Source organism: Acinetobacter sp. TW_SC_4 (assembly GCF_054861205.1).
The window spans coordinates 2,159,624-2,175,016 of sequence record NZ_CM142174.1 but is presented as its reverse complement, the minus strand read 5'-3'; the positions used below and the strand labels follow the sequence as shown (position 1 = coordinate 2,175,016).

20 protein-coding genes and 1 tRNA gene are annotated in these 15,393 nt (G+C 41.3%); 15 read left to right on the top strand and 6 right to left on the bottom strand.

The window, feature by feature from the left end:
- Positions 1-12: 12 nt before the first annotated feature.
- The 8 genes from lepB to ACWM1W_RS10535 are packed head-to-tail and all read left to right on the top strand — an operon-like array spanning position 13 to position 5,280.
- Positions 13-840, top strand: coding sequence for a signal peptidase I (gene lepB, locus ACWM1W_RS10570; RefSeq protein WP_004784518.1), 828 nt, complete (start codon positions 13-15; stop codon positions 838-840).
- Between the two features lie 24 nt (positions 841-864).
- Positions 865-1,236: a DUF4845 domain-containing protein gene (locus ACWM1W_RS10565; protein ID WP_034171224.1), complete on the top strand. Its 372-nt coding sequence runs from the start codon at positions 865-867 to the stop codon at positions 1,234-1,236.
- Positions 1,208-1,906 carry a ribonuclease III gene (gene rnc / locus ACWM1W_RS10560; protein ID WP_375726151.1) on the top strand — a complete coding sequence of 233 codons (699 nt, stop codon included), beginning with the start codon at positions 1,208-1,210 and terminating at the stop codon, positions 1,904-1,906. Before ACWM1W_RS10565 ends, rnc begins: the two co-directional genes overlap by 29 nt.
- Positions 1,906-2,934, top strand: coding sequence for a GTPase Era (gene era, locus ACWM1W_RS10555; protein WP_214002037.1), 1,029 nt, complete (start codon positions 1,906-1,908; stop codon positions 2,932-2,934). Before rnc ends, era begins: the two co-directional genes overlap by 1 nt.
- A gap of 18 nt (positions 2,935-2,952) precedes the next feature.
- On the top strand, positions 2,953-3,150 hold the full coding sequence (locus ACWM1W_RS10550; RefSeq protein ID WP_034171227.1) for an NF038104 family lipoprotein: 198 nt from the start codon (positions 2,953-2,955) through the stop codon (positions 3,148-3,150).
- An 11-nt stretch (positions 3,151-3,161) separates the two neighbouring features.
- Positions 3,162-3,872, top strand: a complete 711-nt coding sequence (recO, locus tag ACWM1W_RS10545) for a DNA repair protein RecO (protein WP_175967879.1) — start codon at positions 3,162-3,164, stop codon at positions 3,870-3,872.
- 13 nt (positions 3,873-3,885) lie between these two features.
- Positions 3,886-4,611, top strand: coding sequence for a pyridoxine 5'-phosphate synthase (gene pdxJ, locus ACWM1W_RS10540; protein WP_375726152.1), 726 nt, complete (start codon positions 3,886-3,888; stop codon positions 4,609-4,611).
- Between the two features lie 15 nt (positions 4,612-4,626).
- On the top strand, positions 4,627-5,280 hold the full coding sequence (locus ACWM1W_RS10535) for a MiaE family protein (RefSeq protein ID WP_175967875.1): 654 nt from the start codon (positions 4,627-4,629) through the stop codon (positions 5,278-5,280).
- Positions 5,281-5,648: 368 nt separating this feature from the next.
- Here ACWM1W_RS10535 and ACWM1W_RS10530 read toward each other — a convergent pair.
- A tRNA-Asn gene (locus tag ACWM1W_RS10530) sits at positions 5,649-5,724 on the bottom strand.
- 236 nt (positions 5,725-5,960) lie between these two features.
- Between ACWM1W_RS10530 and ACWM1W_RS10525 the strand changes: the two genes are divergently transcribed.
- Positions 5,961-6,404, top strand: a complete 444-nt coding sequence (locus ACWM1W_RS10525) for a hypothetical protein (RefSeq protein WP_375726153.1) — start codon at positions 5,961-5,963, stop codon at positions 6,402-6,404.
- A 12-nt stretch (positions 6,405-6,416) separates the two neighbouring features.
- Here the strand turns inward: ACWM1W_RS10525 and ACWM1W_RS10520 are convergent, their stop codons facing one another.
- Positions 6,417-6,860: a PaaI family thioesterase gene (locus ACWM1W_RS10520; RefSeq protein WP_034706607.1), complete on the bottom strand. Its 444-nt coding sequence runs from the start codon at positions 6,858-6,860 to the stop codon at positions 6,417-6,419.
- 151 nt (positions 6,861-7,011) lie between these two features.
- On the opposite strand from ACWM1W_RS10520, the gene ACWM1W_RS10515 reads away from it, so the two are divergent.
- The 3 genes from ACWM1W_RS10515 to ACWM1W_RS10505 all read left to right on the top strand — a co-directional run bounded on the left by ACWM1W_RS10515 (position 7,012) and on the right by ACWM1W_RS10505 (position 9,107).
- A complete protein-coding gene (locus tag ACWM1W_RS10515; protein ID WP_175967872.1) occupies positions 7,012-7,419 on the top strand; it encodes a GFA family protein in 408 nt (135 codons plus the stop codon).
- A gap of 426 nt (positions 7,420-7,845) precedes the next feature.
- Complete coding sequence (locus ACWM1W_RS10510) at positions 7,846-8,445, top strand: MATE family efflux transporter (RefSeq protein ID WP_375726154.1); 600 nt, start codon at positions 7,846-7,848, stop codon at positions 8,443-8,445.
- Positions 8,352-9,107 carry an MATE family efflux transporter gene (locus ACWM1W_RS10505; protein ID WP_375726155.1) on the top strand — a complete coding sequence of 252 codons (756 nt, stop codon included), beginning with the start codon at positions 8,352-8,354 and terminating at the stop codon, positions 9,105-9,107. The genes ACWM1W_RS10510 and ACWM1W_RS10505 overlap by 94 nt, the downstream gene beginning before the upstream one ends.
- Positions 9,108-9,151: 44 nt before the next feature.
- Here ACWM1W_RS10505 and ACWM1W_RS10500 read toward each other — a convergent pair whose 3' ends face one another.
- Both ACWM1W_RS10500 and map read right to left on the bottom strand, forming a co-directional pair.
- Complete coding sequence (locus ACWM1W_RS10500) at positions 9,152-10,387, bottom strand: pyridoxal phosphate-dependent aminotransferase (protein WP_312309435.1); 1,236 nt, start codon at positions 10,385-10,387, stop codon at positions 9,152-9,154.
- A gap of 253 nt (positions 10,388-10,640) precedes the next feature.
- Positions 10,641-11,468: a type I methionyl aminopeptidase gene (gene map / locus ACWM1W_RS10495; protein ID WP_004784494.1), complete on the bottom strand. Its 828-nt coding sequence runs from the start codon at positions 11,466-11,468 to the stop codon at positions 10,641-10,643.
- A gap of 207 nt (positions 11,469-11,675) precedes the next feature.
- Here map and rpsB point away from each other — a divergent pair, with 207 nt between their 5' ends.
- From rpsB to ACWM1W_RS10480, 3 genes are all read left to right on the top strand, one after another.
- Positions 11,676-12,422, top strand: coding sequence for a 30S ribosomal protein S2 (gene rpsB, locus ACWM1W_RS10490; protein ID WP_004784492.1), 747 nt, complete (start codon positions 11,676-11,678; stop codon positions 12,420-12,422).
- A 141-nt stretch (positions 12,423-12,563) separates the two neighbouring features.
- A complete protein-coding gene (gene tsf, locus ACWM1W_RS10485) occupies positions 12,564-13,439 on the top strand; it encodes a translation elongation factor Ts (RefSeq protein ID WP_004784491.1) in 876 nt (291 codons plus the stop codon).
- A gap of 75 nt (positions 13,440-13,514) precedes the next feature.
- The gene (locus ACWM1W_RS10480) at positions 13,515-14,021 is read left to right on the top strand and encodes a DUF3465 domain-containing protein (RefSeq protein WP_448765218.1); all 507 of its coding nucleotides are present in this window, start codon (positions 13,515-13,517) and stop codon (positions 14,019-14,021) included.
- A gap of 45 nt (positions 14,022-14,066) precedes the next feature.
- On the opposite strand, the gene ACWM1W_RS10475 is transcribed toward ACWM1W_RS10480, so the two are convergent.
- The gene (locus ACWM1W_RS10475) at positions 14,067-14,522 is read right to left on the bottom strand and encodes an Mpo1 family 2-hydroxy fatty acid dioxygenase (protein WP_005236656.1); all 456 of its coding nucleotides are present in this window, start codon (positions 14,520-14,522) and stop codon (positions 14,067-14,069) included.
- A 232-nt stretch (positions 14,523-14,754) separates the two neighbouring features.
- Positions 14,755-15,369 carry a septal ring lytic transglycosylase RlpA family protein gene (locus ACWM1W_RS10470; protein ID WP_004784482.1) on the bottom strand — a complete coding sequence of 205 codons (615 nt, stop codon included), beginning with the start codon at positions 15,367-15,369 and terminating at the stop codon, positions 14,755-14,757.
- Between the last annotated feature and the right edge of the window lie 24 nt (positions 15,370-15,393).

Sequence of the window (15,393 nt, the reverse complement as noted above, 5' to 3'; positions counted from 1 at the left end):
GATAATAAGCCCATGGATTTTGATTTTAATTTGATTCTTGTTCCTGCGACCTTATTTTTCGTCGCGGTCTGGTTGCTGGATAAGTTTGTTCTGAAACAACGACAGACCAAAGGCAAGGGCAATGAAAACTTCATTATTACCTGGGCTTATGATTTCTGGCCGGTTTTGGCGGTCGTTTTAGTATTGCGTTCTTTCCTGTACGAACCTTTCAATATTCCATCAGACTCCATGGTTCCAACCCTGGAAACCGGTGATTTTATCCTGGTCAATAAATTTGACTATGGTGTGAAATTACCAATTGTAAATACAAAAATTCTGGATACAGGTAGCCCGGAACGTGGTGATGTCGTGGTCTTCCGCTATCCGCCACAACCAACGATTAGCTATATCAAACGTGTAATTGGTTTGCCAGGTGATCATATTGTTTATGATCACGGCCAGTTAACCATTAATGGTGAGAAAGTAGCAAAAGTTCCAGTAGAATTCAGCCGTGAAAAAGATCGCCTGGATACGCCAAATTCGATTTATCATAAAGAAACCATTGGCGAACATACTTTCACTATGCGTGAACTGGAAGGAGTAAATGTAGCTCGTCAGGCTCCATTCCTTAACTATATAGAAAATGGTAAGTTTTCAGCTGAAAATGGTTTATATTGGGAAGTGAAAGTTCCAGAAGGCCATTACTTTGCGATGGGGGATAATCGCGATCAAAGTGCTGACAGTCGTTTCTGGGGCTTTGTTCCGGAAGAAAACTTAACAGGTCGCGCATTCTATATCTGGATGCATAAAGAACCTGGCTTTAAACTGCCATCGTTTAGTCGAAACGGAATAATCGATTAATTATTTCAGTCAGGAAAATAAAAAATGAAACATCAACAAGGTGCTTCGTATATTGGAATTTTATTTGCAATCGTGGGGTTTGCTTTTCTTGCCAAAGTGGCGATTGCAGTTTGGGGGCCATACTTTGATGATCGTATGGTGGACAATCAGATTGAGGAACTTTTAAAGAGTTCTCCGGCAAATATTGCGCCAGAAAAATTTCGTCAGCAGATGGGTCAGCGTTTAGAAATGAACAATATTCGCGATCTGAAATTTGATGAAATTGCCAAGGTAACCAACACTGATGGTTTACAGGTGCACAAGAATTATGAAATTCGCAAGAATTTCATAATGAATATCGATTTAGTGATGAAGTTTGAGAAAGATTTTGATCAAAGCACAGTCAAAACTAAATGATGAGCGTCTTGCCAAACGGATCGGTTATCAGTTTAAACAAACTGATCTGTTAAAACTGGCATTGACCCATCGTTCAGTCAGTCATAAACACAACTATGAACGCCTAGAATTTCTAGGCGATTCTCTTTTAGGGATGATCATAGCCAATTATCTCTTTACTGTTTACCCGCAGGAAAACGAGGGCCGTCTGACGCGTATGCGTGCGACTCTTGTCCGACAGGAAGCGTTAGGGAAAATTGCTAATGATCTAAAATTGAGTCATAACCTGATTCTCAGTACGGGTGAGCTGAAATCGGGTGGTCATCATCGTGAGTCTATACTTGCGGATACGGTCGAAGCCATTATTGGTGCGATCTATGTGGATTGCGGTGATCTCACTGTACTACAGGCGATTGTGCTAAAATGGTACGAACCGTATTTAGACAATATAGAACCAACTGACCAGCTGAAAGACCCTAAATCACGCCTACAGGAATATTTACAAGCACGTAAAAAACCTCTCCCAGTTTACGAGGTTGTAGATATTCAGGGTGATGCCCCGAACCAGCATTTCAAAGTGGAATGTCAGGTAGAAGGTTTACCGGTCATGGCCGGTGAAGGTTCAAGCCGACGATTCGCTGAACAGGCGGTTGCGGCAGATATTTTAAAACATTTGGAGCATAAGTCTTAATGACTACTCATTCCGATCACATTGATGCTGATCACGAGTCGCAAAGCGACAGCAATGACTTGATTAGTCAATTTTTTAGTGCACAGGGTACTGAAATTCCTTCTGATTATCGTAGCGGTTTCGTGGCGATTGTGGGACGTCCAAACGTAGGTAAATCGACCTTGATGAACCACTTACTGGGCCAGAAACTTTCGATTACTTCACGTAAGCCACAAACCACACGTCATAAAATCGTAGGGATTGATTCACGTGAAAAATCTCAGGCAGTATTTGTTGATACACCGGGGATGCATAAGAAAGAAGTGCGTGCCATCAATAAAATGATGAACCGAGCTGCGCACTCTGCACTGCGTGACGTGAACCTGGTACTGTTTGTAGTTGACGCACAGAAATGGACCCAGAACGACGAGCTTGTTCTGGAGAAATTAAAAAATGCGGATATGCCAGTAATTCTGGTGATTAACAAGCTGGACACGTTTGAGAACAAGAATGAGGCCTTACCGCTGATTCGTGAACGTGCCAAACTGATGAACTTTGCTGAAATCGTACCGGTATCTGCACTTCGTGGTGCAAATCTCGAACACTTACGCGATACGATTGCCAAGTACCTGCCATTCCAGCCACCGTTGTATTCACTGGATCAGCTTACCGATCGTTCAGAGCGTTTCCTGGCCTCTGAAATTATTCGTGAAAAGATCATGCGTCAGTTAGGCGAAGAGCTACCATACGATTTAACTGTTCAGATCGAGTCTTTCAAAACTGAAGAGCCGACCCTGAACGAAAAAACAGGTCATATGAAGCCGGCATGTACTTATATTGATGCCACCATTTTCGTTGATCGTGCTGGCCAAAAAGCCATTGTGATTGGTGAAAAAGGCTCCAAGCTGAAAAAAATCGGTATGGATGCACGTGTCGATATGGAAAAGATGTTCGAACAGAAAATCATGCTAACGCTTTGGGTGAAAGTCAAAGGCGGCTGGTCTGATGATGAGCGAGCCCTGAAAAGTCTAGGTTATAGCGACATTTAAATTGGATAGGAATGGATCATGATGAAATTTCTGGCAGTCATTGCATGTGTTTTATTTTTGCAGGGCTGTATTCATAAAGTAGTGACCGTTCCTGCCAAAGTTGCCTATAAAACCACAAAGTACGCGGTCAAAGGGACCGCGGCTGTTGTGGGTGCCGCCATTCCCGATGGGGATGACGAAGAAGATGAGAAAAAATCAAAAAAGAATAAAGACTAAAGAAGCAGCCTATGCGTAATGAAGTGCTGCATGGATACTTGATTCATCATCGTAAATATCGCGATCGCAGTCATATTGTGCATTTATTTACCCAGGAATATGGCCGTATTGACGGAATACTGAGACAAAATCCTCCACCACAATATCAACCCATCAGCTTGCTAGCCTCTGGCAAATCTGAACTCAAAAACTTCACCAAATTAGAAATTGTTAATCAGCCGATCTTTTTTTTTGGCGATGCCTTCTTTTCTGGCTTTTATCTAAATGAAATCCTGTTGCGTTTATGTCCGCTTGAAGTGCAAATGCCGCTGACCTTTGCCAAATATGGCGAAACGTTGAATGCCTTACAAAAACTCTCCGATCAGGAAAATCCCAATACTTATTTAAAACAGGTTCTGCGTCAGTTTGAACATATCTTATTAGAAGAACTGGGCTATGAACTGGATTTTTCGGTCGATGCAAATCAGGCACCAATCAATCCCTTGCAACATTACTATTTTCAGTTGAATGAAGGTTTTATGCCTTCGGCCAAGGCCTTGCGCTCAACCATGTCGGGCCAGCAGATTTTAACAATGCAGCACTATGAAAATGGTAGGGATTTTAATCCAGAACAGTTACAATTACTGACGAAGCTATATCGACAGGTGATCACTGCTTTGCTTGGTGACCGACCACTGAAAAGTCGACAATTGTGGATCCAAAATTCTCAATCTCAATCGTAGTTAGGAAAATATTATGGCTGCATTACTTGGTGTCAATATTGACCATGTCGCAACTTTAAGACAAGCACGTGGTACGACCTACCCAGACCCAGTCAATGCTGCATTGATCTGTGAGCAAGCCGGTGCAGAGGGAATTACCCTGCATTTGCGCGAAGACCGCCGACATATTCAGGACGAAGATGTACGTCGTATGCGTCCGGTATTGACCACGCATATGAATCTGGAAATGGCCGTAACTGATGAAATGGTGACGATTGCTAAAGAAATCCAGCCGCAGCATGTCTGCTTTGTACCGGAAAAACGTCAGGAAGTGACGACTGAAGGTGGTTTGGATGTAATTGGTCATTTTGAAGATTTAAAGAAGGCTACTCAGGAACTGACTGCGATTGGTTGTGATGTGTCGCTATTTATTGATGCTGACTTTGCCCAGATTGATGCAGCAGTGGCTTGTGGTGCACCTACAATTGAGCTTCATACAGGTGCTTATGCCGATGCAGCAACACCTGAAGCACAGCAGGTTGAATTGGAGCGCATTATCAAAGGGGCAGAGTATGCGGCTTCTAAAGGTCTGGTGGTCAATGCAGGTCACGGTCTGAACCTGGATAATGTCACTCCAATTGCTGCAATTCCTCAAATTCATGAATTAAATATTGGTCACTCGATTATTGCAGATGCAGTTTTTGTTGGTCTAGCGCAAGCGGTTCAACAAATGAAGGCTGTAATTAAAGCTGCGCGTTAAGATTGCAAGAAACATATGTCAAATATTGATTATGATGAACTGATGAAGCCTGTCATTGGCTTCCTGGGTTGTGAAACACCAAAAGCCTGGCTCGATGAGGCATTACAGAATCTGGAGATCCTGATGCAGGATCATGCTAACTGTGAGAAGAAAGCAGCCAGTACAGCAATGAACCTGATGTTCCGCTATAGCTTCTTTGTAGATTTGCAGGTGAAACTGGCGCAACTGGTACGTGAAGAAATGCTGCACTATGAACAGGTGCTGGAATTCATGAATAAGCGTGGCCAGCAATGGATTGGTCTCAGTGCAGGGCGTTATGCGAGTGGTTTGCGTAAGGAAATCCGGACCTATGAACCAGAAGCATTAATTGATGTGCTGGTGATTGGTGCTTTTGTAGAAGCACGCTCTTGTGAGCGTTTCTATGCGCTTGCTCCGCTGGTGGATGACGAGTTAGGACGCTATTACCGTTACTTGCTCAAATCTGAATCTCGCCATTTTGAGGACTACTTGGCCTTAGCTTTGGATGTGGCTAAAACTGCAAAACTGAAAAATCCGCAAGAAGATATTCAAAGCCGAATTGAGCATATCCGGGAAGTAGAAAAGAATCTGATTCTCAGTCCAGATGAAATGTTCCGTTTCCATAGTGGTGTGCCAACAAAAGCAGCTTAAGAAGCTACTTTATTAAGACATCAAAGAAGATCCTCCAAATCGGGGGATTTTTTTATAACTATAAAGAATCTGTAGCTAACTTATTTATTAAAAGAATTTAAAATAGCCTAAGCGATATAAAATTTAATCTGATGTTTCTTACAGTAAGAGTGGAGAAATTAGCATCATGCAAGATAGTAAACGTTGTTATTAACTAAAAATAAGTATGTATAAACACATTTGATTAAATAAAAATATAGGCCAATCTAACTAGGTAAATAAAAGGGCAGAGTAAGAATATATAAGAGAAAAGAAGAATCGAATCATTTTATAAATGAAATTTCAGGCAATAAAAAAGCCCGCTTTAATGCTGCGAGCTTTCCTGAATTTGGCTCTCCCACCTGGGCTCGAACCAGGGACCTGCGGATTAACAGTCCGTCGCTCTACCGACTGAGCTATGGGAGAATCTGAATGCGATTATAGAGAGATTTTATCAAGGGTCAAGCAAAAACTGTCATATTTATTACAAATTGCACTTATCTGATTTTAATTTAAACGATTGCATTAATTTCTTAAAAAATGCTTGTCAGAACAAATTTCACTTGCTAGATTGAAAACATAAAGTCGTTTGACCAAATGGTCAAACAGTGTGGATTTAAACCTACTTGCCAGCACAAAAATGGCTAAACCGGAGAAAGCGAATGAATACGCTCACTATCCCTCAAATTTTCTCTCAACTGTCTTTTTATCAAGATCATTATCTCGAAATTATTCAAGATTCTGCTCAATACTTTACCCCTGTGGCTGGTGCAGAAATCCGTTTATGGCCCTTAGCGACTAAACAGTTATATCTGGGTGACTTGTTGCAACTATGGTTTGCAGAAAAGTGGCTGGTCGAAAAAGAACGCCAATTTAGTTTTGAGATTTTTCTGAACATGCCTGAAGCTCAGAAAAAAGATCTTTATATTTATGCGCTTGCTGGCAATCTTCTGACCGGATCGAACCAGGCTAAAGTGTGGCAAGCTTCTGCTAAAGAAACTCAGGTACTGAGTGTAGCGAATGTTTCTAAGCATTATTTCGAATATCGGGCATTGACCCAGCCGAAACTGGTAAAAGCACCGCAAGGGAAATGGGGCGTACTTTAAGCCTTAAACACGTTAATGGTCGGAATTGAGAAAAATCATGCAGGTTGCTGTGGCATGGGCATAAATACGGCCTTCGTCATCCAGAATTTGACCCTCAGAAATGCCTAGATTTTTACTGAGATTAATTGATTTTCCGATTGCTTTTAGTTCTTGGTTGTGAGGAATTGGACGGCACATTTTTACATTCAGATCAATTGTGCCATAACCGACACCGGCTTCAAGTAAAGTATGAATCGCGCAGCCTGTTACCGTATCTAAAACAGTTGCAGCAAAACCGCCATGTATACCTCCCATAGGATTCAGATGGCGTTCATCAGCTTTTACAACAAAGGTCACGTGTCCCGGTTCGACTTCGCTTGCAGACATGGGAATAGTGGTTGCCATAGAAGGCATAGGTAGGTCGCCCTTAAGCATCTCTTGCATAATCTGCAAACCTGAAAGATTCTTGAGATTCATAGCTTGTCCTTATTATTTTAAATACTGGATTTGAATGACAAGTTTAGGCAGATGGTGCTTCGATCAGCAATAAAAAATTGTATGAGGAAATGTACAAAGCCTTTTACTTATAATGAATCCGGTAAAATAATAATACCGAGGAAGAATAATCATGAAAGCGAGATGTTTATGCGGTGTGACTCGATTTGAAGTTCAGCTTAGAAGTTATGAAGTGGCCGCCTGTCATTGTTCCATGTGCCGCCACACAAGTGGGCCTCTCATGTCGATTGATATAGAAAATATTCACTTTATTGATCAGCAGCATTTATCTGTTGCAAGTACTTCTGAATGGGCAGAGCGTGGTTTTTGCAATGCCTGTGATACTTTTATTTTCTGGCGGACCAAAGATCATTCCTTTGCCAATATTAATGTATTTACTTTGGAGCAACTGCCAGAGGATCTGGATTTCAATTTAGAAATTTATATAGATCATCAGCCAGCATTTTATTCATTTAACAATCAAACCAAAAAAATGACAGAAGCTGAGGTCATTGCCATGTTTCAGCAACCTGATTCCTGAAATAAATATAATCAGATAAAGGAAGAGCAAGTCTGGTGATTTTATCTGATGAAAATAGTGATTAGCAGGTTCGTATTTCAAATAGCGTTCTACTTTTCATGTTGTGATCATTCTTTCTTTTTATTAAATTGTTAAACATTAGAATGAAAAACTCATAATTTCTGAGCTTAAAAAATTATTATTTTCTATAAGCGAACTGAAGATAGAGACTGAACTTTTTTATAAAAATCAATAAATATAAAGATTTATGGCACAAGGATTGTATGTGATTTCCACTGTATATCTCAGTTTTAAATAATTCAGTTTAAAAATAAAACCCGAGAAAAAAATTAAGAATAGAGTGATTTTGCAATGAAACAGTTTTTGCATCTTTGGGTGCCTATTTTTTTGAGTAATAGCATCATAATGTTGGCCGGAATATTTGACATGATTTTCCTGTCTCATTACTCACCGCAACATGTGGCTGCTATGGCTGTGTGTTTATCTATTTATTCTTTATTATTTGTTTCGGGGACGGGGATCTTGCAGGGTATGATGCAGGAACTTGCTGAAGCATATGGGCGACGTGCTTTTGATGATATTCAAAAAATCCTGAAACAGAGCATCCTTATTGTCGGTGTCCTGTCTGTCTTTGCAGGATGGTTATTGACTCATGCGGATCCATTGCTGCATTTATTAAAAGCAGATAGTGCATTACAGGCTTTGATTCAACCTTGTTTATGGTTACTGGCTTGGACGCTTCCAGCACATTTGTTAGTGCGTATTTTATATATTTTAACGCAAGCCTGTGGTCAGGCGAAGCGTGTATTCTATGCCAATATTTTTTATCTGATATTCAAAGTGAGTTTGGCTTATTGCCTGATTTTTGGGATTCAGGGTTATGTGCCCGCCTATGGGGTTGAGGGAGCTTTTATTGCTCATCTGACTGTTCAATGGGCACTATTAGTGGTCTATTACCTGATATTTCTGGAAAAGCAGTTGCGTGTGCACTGGTCGGGACAATTTTCCATTTTAAGACTTTGCTAAAAATTTTAAGAATCGGCTTACCCTCAGCAATTGTCGTATTTATTGATGTCTTTACAATTAGTGCGATTGCATTATTGATCTTGCCTTTGGGGGAGATAATGGTGAATGCGCATCAAGTAGCGAGGGGTTTGGCTGGCCTGCTGTTTATGGTGCCATTTTCGATGAGCTCTGCCTTTAGCATTCTGGTCTCTACTAGGATTGGTGCAAATCAAGTGCAATCTGCCTGGGCTTTAACTTTTAAAGCGTTACGTGTGGTGGTTGCAAGCGCAGTTGTTCTGGCGGTCTTGATCGCAATTTTTCAGAAACCGATTGTGGCGCTATTTAGTGATCATACGGATGTGCTTACGGTGAGTCTGGCATTGATGTTCTTATTATGCTGGATGCATATTTTTGATGCGATTCTGGTGATTAGCGTCAATATGCTACGCTGCTGGAAAGTGGTGATCTTCCCCATGTTTATTTTTAGTGGTGTACTGCTATTAGGTGGATTGGGCGGAGGCTGGTATTTGGCTTATCATCCAGTGTCGCTCTTCAATCTCAATCTGGATGTTTCGGGAATAAGTGGTTTCTGGTGGATGCTGGCTATTTCCTATACCTTTGCCGCATTGATGTGTTTGCTTTGTTTGGCACTTAAATACCGTAAGCATCTACAAACTGCATAAAAAAACCCGCGATGATCGCGGGTTTTTTTATCTAATCAATTAGATTATTTCGCAGCTTTTTCAGCTTCGATCGAAGCAATCGCCTCATCAACGCCTTCGATAGAATCAGCAGCTTTTTTGATACGTGCAAGTGCATCAACTAATACTTCGTCAGCAGTTGCGTAAGAGATACGCATGAAACCACCTAGACCGAATGCATCGCCAGGAACGACTGCAACGCCAGTTTCTTCTAATAACCAAGCAGAGAATTCTGTGCAAGAGTTCAGACCTTTCGCACGAATCAATGGTTTGATGTTTGCGTATGCATAGAATGCACCATCAGCAGGTAGACAAGAAATACCTTTAATGTCATTCAAGCCATTCACAACTAGGTCATGACGACGTTTGAACGCTTCAACCATTGGTACAAGAACGTCTTGAGGACCATTCAATGCAGCTTCTGCAGCAACTTGTGAAATAGAAGTTGGGTTAGAAGTTGATTGAGACTGGATTTTTTTCATCGCACCGATCAGTTTAGCAGGACCTGCTGCATAGCCGATACGCCAGCCTGTCATTGCATAGGCTTTAGACACACCGTTTAATACGATAGTGCGGTCGTAAAGGTCAGGCGCAACAGTTGCGATGTTGTAGAATTCATCTTCCCAACGGATTGGTTCGTACATGTCATCAGATGCGATGAATACTTCTGGGTATTTACGCAGTACTGCTGCTAAAGCTTCTAATTCAGCTTTAGTGTAGATCATGCCAGTCGGGTTAGAAGGACTGTTTAATACCACTAGACGAGTTTTGTCAGTGATCGCAGCTTCTAATTGCTCAGGAGTAATTTTGAAACGTTGTTCTTCACCACATTTCACGATTACTGGTGTGCCTTCAGCAATGATCACCATGTCTGGATAGCTTACCCAGAATGGAGCAGGGATGATCACTTCATCACCTTTGTTTAACAAAGCAAGTACCAAGTTAAAGAAAGACTGTTTACCACCACAAGAAACCAGGATTTGGTTCGCTTGATAATCAAGGTTATTGTCACGTTTTAATTTAGCAATAATTGCTTTTTTAAGACCTGGCGTACCATCAACAGCGGTGTATTTGGTGAAACCGTTGTTAATTGCTGCAATTGCTGCATCTTTGATGTGTTGAGGGGTATCAAAATCTGGCTCACCTGCGCCCAAACCAATAACGTTGTGACCAGCAGCTTTCAGTTCAGCAGCCTTGTTTGTCACAGCAAGCGTAGGGGACGGTTTGATGGCATTCACACGATCAGAGAGACGTACGTCCACGGCAGTATTCCTTCTTATAGGGATTAAAAAATAAAAAGCACATTATCTTAGCCTAAAATGGTGCACATTGGGCAAAAGAATTTGGAAAAATATACGAAAAAAATGCTGAATCAGTGCAACCTTATCTTGAACATCGATAGATAGTTTAGATAGACGGGAACTAAGAATATGCTTTGAGAATGAGAATAATAGGGGAAATATAAACTAAAAATGGCCACTTTAAAGTGACCATTTATATGAGGAAGTGTTGTTATTATGCACTAAAACGTGACAAATCTTCTTCAGGACGAGCAGTCAGCACTTCAATGCCATTTTTTGTTACTAAAAGAGTGTGCTCATATTGAGCTGATAATTTATGGTCTTTAGTGACCACAGTCCATTTATCACCCAGCAGTTTGGTTTGCCAAACACCAGCATTTACCATTGGTTCAATCGTAAAAGTCATACCTTCTTCAAGCACCATACCGGTATCTGGCTGACCATAGTGCAGCACCTGCGGTTCATCATGGAAAGTTGTGCCGATTCCGTGGCCACAATATTCACGAACAACGCTAAAACGTTCAGATTCAACATATTTTTGAATCGCATGACCAATATCACCAATCGTTGCACCTGGTTTCACTACCGCCATACCACGATACATAGCTTCTTGAGCGACTTTACATAGACGGTTTGCTAAAATTGAAGTTTCACCACCCACGATGTACATCATATTGGTATCCCCATGGAAACCATCTTTGATGACAGTGACATCAATATTTAAAATATCGCCTTTTTTCAGGATCTTGTTTTCAGATGGGATCCCGTGACAGACCACATGGTTTACAGATGTACAGATTGTATGCTGGAAAGCAGGGCGGCCAGGCGCTGCACCATAACCTAAACATGCAGGAATGGCATTCTGCACATTTACAATATAGTCATGACAAATCGTATCCAATTCCAGTGTTGTTACGCCGGGTTTGATATGCGGTTTGATCATATCCAACACTTCTGCAGCCAGTCGTCCAGCGATACGCATCTTTTCGATATCTTCTGCGGATTTGATTAAACGACGGGGAGCTTGATAAGTAGTGTTCATGATCTCTAAAAACTTTTGGAAATTTGTATGTGACTATGGTATAAATAGCCGCCCATTTTATCAAATGCTTTTTCGTGAATATATTTGCGAGGCTGATTGAATGGTGTATTAAAAATCCGCACATATATCGTCACATTACTCTGGGTGCCCGCAAGGGTGGAGAATGCGGATATATGGAGGCCTAACCCAAACTTTAAGGTAAAGAAAATGGCAGATTACAACGTAAGCATGCGCGACCTTCTACAAGCTGGTGCGCACTTTGGTCACCAAACTCGTTTCTGGAACCCAAAAATGCGTCAATACATCTTTGGCGCGCGTAACAAAATTCACATCATCAACCTTGAGCACACTGTTCCTGCGTTAAATGATGCTTTGAACTTCGCTAACCAACTGGCTAGCAAAAAGAACAAAGTTTTGTTCGTTGGTACTAAACGTGCTGCTTCTGCAATCATCCGTGAACAAGCTCAACGCGCTGGTCAACCATACGTAGATCACCGTTGGTTAGGTGGTATGTTGACGAACTGGAAAACTCTTCGCCAATCTATCAACCGTTTAAAAGACCTTCAAACTCAATCTCAAGACGGTACTTTCGCTAAACTTACTAAACGTGAAGCTTTAGAACGTAGCCGTGAGATGGAAAAACTTGAACGTGCTTTAGGCGGCGTTAAAAACATGGGTGGTTTACCTGACGCATTATTCGTAATCGATGTTGATCACGAAGCGATTGCAATCAAAGAAGCTAAAAACCTTGGTATTCCTGTAATCGGTATCGTTGATACTAACTCTAACCCAGACAACGTAGACTACGTTATTCCGGGTAACGACGATGCGATCCGTGCAGTAACACTTTATGCTTCTGCTATGGCTGATGCGATTCTTGCTGGTAAAGAATATGCTCAATCACAAGCAAATGCACAAGCTAAAGCAGAAGAAGCTCCTGCTTCTGAGGCTTAATGCGTTAGACGCTAGCTTGTCATTTTTGCGACACGTGATGGTGGCAAAGTAAGCGTTATGTATGCAGGCGGCCCATGAGAATCCTCTGGGCCGTTTCTGTTCTAAAAAGAATTCATTTTCTACCGAATTTAGGAGATAAACATGACTGCAGTTACAGCAAGCATGGTTAAAGAACTGCGTGATCGTACTGGTCTAGCAATGATGGAATGTAAAAAAGCTTTGACAGAAGCTGGTGGTGACATCGAATTAGCGATCGACAACCTTCGTAAATCTGGTCAAGCAAAAGCAGCTAAAAAAGCTGGTAACATTGCTGCTGACGGCGCGATCACAATTGCTCAAGAAGGCAATAAAGCAATCCTTCTAGAAGTAAACTGCCAAACTGACTTCGTTGCTAAAGACGAAAACTTTGCTGGTTTCTCTGCGAAAGTTGCTGCTGCTGCACTTGCTGCAAACGAAACTGATGCTGCTAAAATCGCTGAACTTAAACTTGAAGATGGCGCTACTGTAGAAGAAGCTCGTATTGCGCTAGTTCAAAAAATCGGTGAAAACATCCAAGTACGTCGTGCGAAAATTGTTGAAGGTGAAAACCTTGCTGTTTACAAACACGGTCTTCGTATCGGTGTTGTTGTATCTTACTCAGGTGATGCTGAAACAGGTAAAGGCTTGGCAATGCACATTGCTGCATTCAACCCGGTTGCTGTAAACGCTGAACAAGTTCCTGCTGACCTTATCGCGAAAGAAAAAGAAATCGCTGAAGCAAAAGCACTTGAATCTGGCAAACCAGCAAACATTGTTGAGAAAATGGTTGTAGGTTCTGTTGAGAAATACCTGAACGAAGTTGTTCTTGAGCGTCAACAATACGTAATCGACAACGACAAGAAAGTTGCTGAAGTTCTTAAAGCGACTGGTACTACTGTTGCTAACTTCGTTCGTTTCGAAGTGGGTGAAGGTATCGAGAAGAAAGCTGAGCTTTCTTTCGCTGAAGAAGTTGCTGCTGCTCAGGCTGCTGCAAAATAATTCGGTAACGGATTAGAAAAAAGCCCCGAATGGGGCTTTTTTTATGACTAAATAAAGAATAATCAAGGAGGAATTATGGCAAATAAAACCAATATGGGGATCGGGGCTGTCATTGCACTTTTGGTGGCTGCTTATTTAGGTCTGGATTTATCAGAATCTAAACAACAGACCAATACTTTTATACCTTCAGCAGAAATTGCGCTTCAAGAGCAGACTAATGTTCAAAAAAGTACGCATAAGCTTTCTGATGATACCCAGCGTATAGAGCAAGCTTACCAGTACAGACAAAGTGATCTTCAGGTTCAAGCGAGTGGTAAGGTGGTAGTGTTATTGAAAGATGATAATGAAGGTTCCCGTCATCAGAAATTTATTCTGGAATTATCCACTGGTCAAACTGTATTAGTTGCGCACAATATTGATCTGGCGCCACGCATCCAGAATATTCAAAATGGTGACCAGGTTGTGTTTTTTGGTGAGTATGAATATAGCGACAAAGGTGGGGTGATTCATTGGACCCATCATGATCCATCCAATAAGCACATCAGTGGTTGGTTAAAACACCAAGGAAAAACCTATCAATAAGGGAATTTTCCTTGGTTTTATAAATGTAATGATATTACATACGCTTTAAGCGCACTGTATTGCCTCAGATTGACGAGATTTCCATTTAGGTAGGACTTTGCCTAAATAGGCATCCATGCACCATAACGGGCCAATGAGAAGGAATTGAAGGTCTTTGAAGAAAGAAGGCTTTTTACCTTCAACTTTATGTCCATAAAATTGCCCAATCCAGGCAAAAACAAACAAGGCAATAAAGAAGCCGATACCTACAGGTAAAACCCAGATGAACCAAGCCATCATCAGGGTTAGCGCTGCCATTGCTACAGCCAGTACGATGTCTAAACGTGCATAAAACACAAAAGCCAGAACCAGGAGCAGAGCAGTCAGTAAAGCGCTAAAGTGCGCCATGATGCCAATAATGGAAAAATAGATGGTAGGCACGCAGACCCAATGGATCAGTTTGTTGGTTTTGTTTTGATGACTTTCACTATATTCATCTAACCATTCGGATATTGTTTTCATTCTATCGCTCCCATCCATGAACGTACTGTCGGTTTTCAAAATATAAAACAGTTTGGAGGTATGGTCAAAATGAAATCGATAGTGGGTTGATAAGGGTTAGAGAAAGCTTATACCTGAATGGAATAACATCGACAGTATTAAGGATAAAAGCAAGTCGAATGCTTGCTCTACATCACCAAATAAAAAAGCCACATGACTGTGGCTTTTGAGTTAAATGTAGAGCGGTCAAATCTTATGAGTTTGGACCATCTACACGCTCAATATTGACATGTGCAGTACCAGCATTGGTAATACCAAGCTGTTTAGCAGCACCGTAAGATAAATCTAGAACACGGTTGCCATGGAATGGACCACGGTCATTCACCTTCACAACAACACTCTTACCATTGTTTTTGTTAGTCACGCGGATAAAGCAGTTTAATGGCAGGCTACGGTGTGCAGCAGTCATTGCATTCATATCGAATGTTTCACCACTGGCAGTTTTACGGCCATGGAACTGACGACCATACCAAGATGCTGTACCTGTCTGACTGAATTTACGAACTGTGTTTGAAGCAACATTGTTCAGTTTCTCAATCACTGAAGGCTCTTCTGCAGGAATTGCAATTTTTGCTGCAATAGTTTGACGACGAACTTTATCGCCAGAACGCTCAGTGATTGAAAGGCTGTTCAAATTTGTGAAATTTGAATTGAAGCTTTGAGCTTCTTTGTTTAATACACGCGCTGCAAGACGCGAATTGTCATGATCATTATTGAATGATGATGACTGAACCATATCTGCTTGCGATTGCGTTAGGGTAACGGTCGCGGCGATGGCCATAAAATACTTCAGAAAAGAAGAATGCATTGAATCAACTCCTAACAGCATGTT

Bases quoted from the DNA above. Each gene is read 5' to 3' on its own strand.
- lepB (WP_004784518.1), top strand. From the start codon at position 13: ATGGATTTTGATTTTAATTTGATTCTTGTTCCTGCGACCTTATTTTTC.
- ACWM1W_RS10565 (WP_034171224.1), top strand. From the start codon at position 865: ATGAAACATCAACAAGGTGCTTCGTATATTGGAATTTTATTTGCAATC.
- era (WP_214002037.1), top strand. From the start codon at position 1,906: ATGACTACTCATTCCGATCACATTGATGCTGATCACGAGTCGCAAAGC.
- ACWM1W_RS10550 (WP_034171227.1), top strand. From the start codon at position 2,953: ATGATGAAATTTCTGGCAGTCATTGCATGTGTTTTATTTTTGCAGGGC.
- recO (WP_175967879.1), top strand. From the start codon at position 3,162: ATGCGTAATGAAGTGCTGCATGGATACTTGATTCATCATCGTAAATAT.
- pdxJ (WP_375726152.1), top strand. From the start codon at position 3,886: ATGGCTGCATTACTTGGTGTCAATATTGACCATGTCGCAACTTTAAGA.
- ACWM1W_RS10535 (WP_175967875.1), top strand. From the start codon at position 4,627: ATGTCAAATATTGATTATGATGAACTGATGAAGCCTGTCATTGGCTTC.
- ACWM1W_RS10525 (WP_375726153.1), top strand. From the start codon at position 5,961: ATGAATACGCTCACTATCCCTCAAATTTTCTCTCAACTGTCTTTTTAT.
- ACWM1W_RS10520 (WP_034706607.1), bottom strand. From the start codon at position 6,860: ATGAATCTCAAGAATCTTTCAGGTTTGCAGATTATGCAAGAGATGCTT.
- ACWM1W_RS10515 (WP_175967872.1), top strand. From the start codon at position 7,012: ATGAAAGCGAGATGTTTATGCGGTGTGACTCGATTTGAAGTTCAGCTT.
- ACWM1W_RS10510 (WP_375726154.1), top strand. From the start codon at position 7,846: ATGATTTTCCTGTCTCATTACTCACCGCAACATGTGGCTGCTATGGCT.
- ACWM1W_RS10505 (WP_375726155.1), top strand. From the start codon at position 8,352: ATGGGCACTATTAGTGGTCTATTACCTGATATTTCTGGAAAAGCAGTT.
- map (WP_004784494.1), bottom strand. From the start codon at position 11,468: ATGAACACTACTTATCAAGCTCCCCGTCGTTTAATCAAATCCGCAGAA.
- rpsB (WP_004784492.1), top strand. From the start codon at position 11,676: ATGGCAGATTACAACGTAAGCATGCGCGACCTTCTACAAGCTGGTGCG.
- tsf (WP_004784491.1), top strand. From the start codon at position 12,564: ATGACTGCAGTTACAGCAAGCATGGTTAAAGAACTGCGTGATCGTACT.
- ACWM1W_RS10480 (WP_448765218.1), top strand. From the start codon at position 13,515: ATGGCAAATAAAACCAATATGGGGATCGGGGCTGTCATTGCACTTTTG.
- ACWM1W_RS10475 (WP_005236656.1), bottom strand. From the start codon at position 14,522: ATGAAAACAATATCCGAATGGTTAGATGAATATAGTGAAAGTCATCAA.
- ACWM1W_RS10470 (WP_004784482.1), bottom strand. From the start codon at position 15,369: ATGCATTCTTCTTTTCTGAAGTATTTTATGGCCATCGCCGCGACCGTT.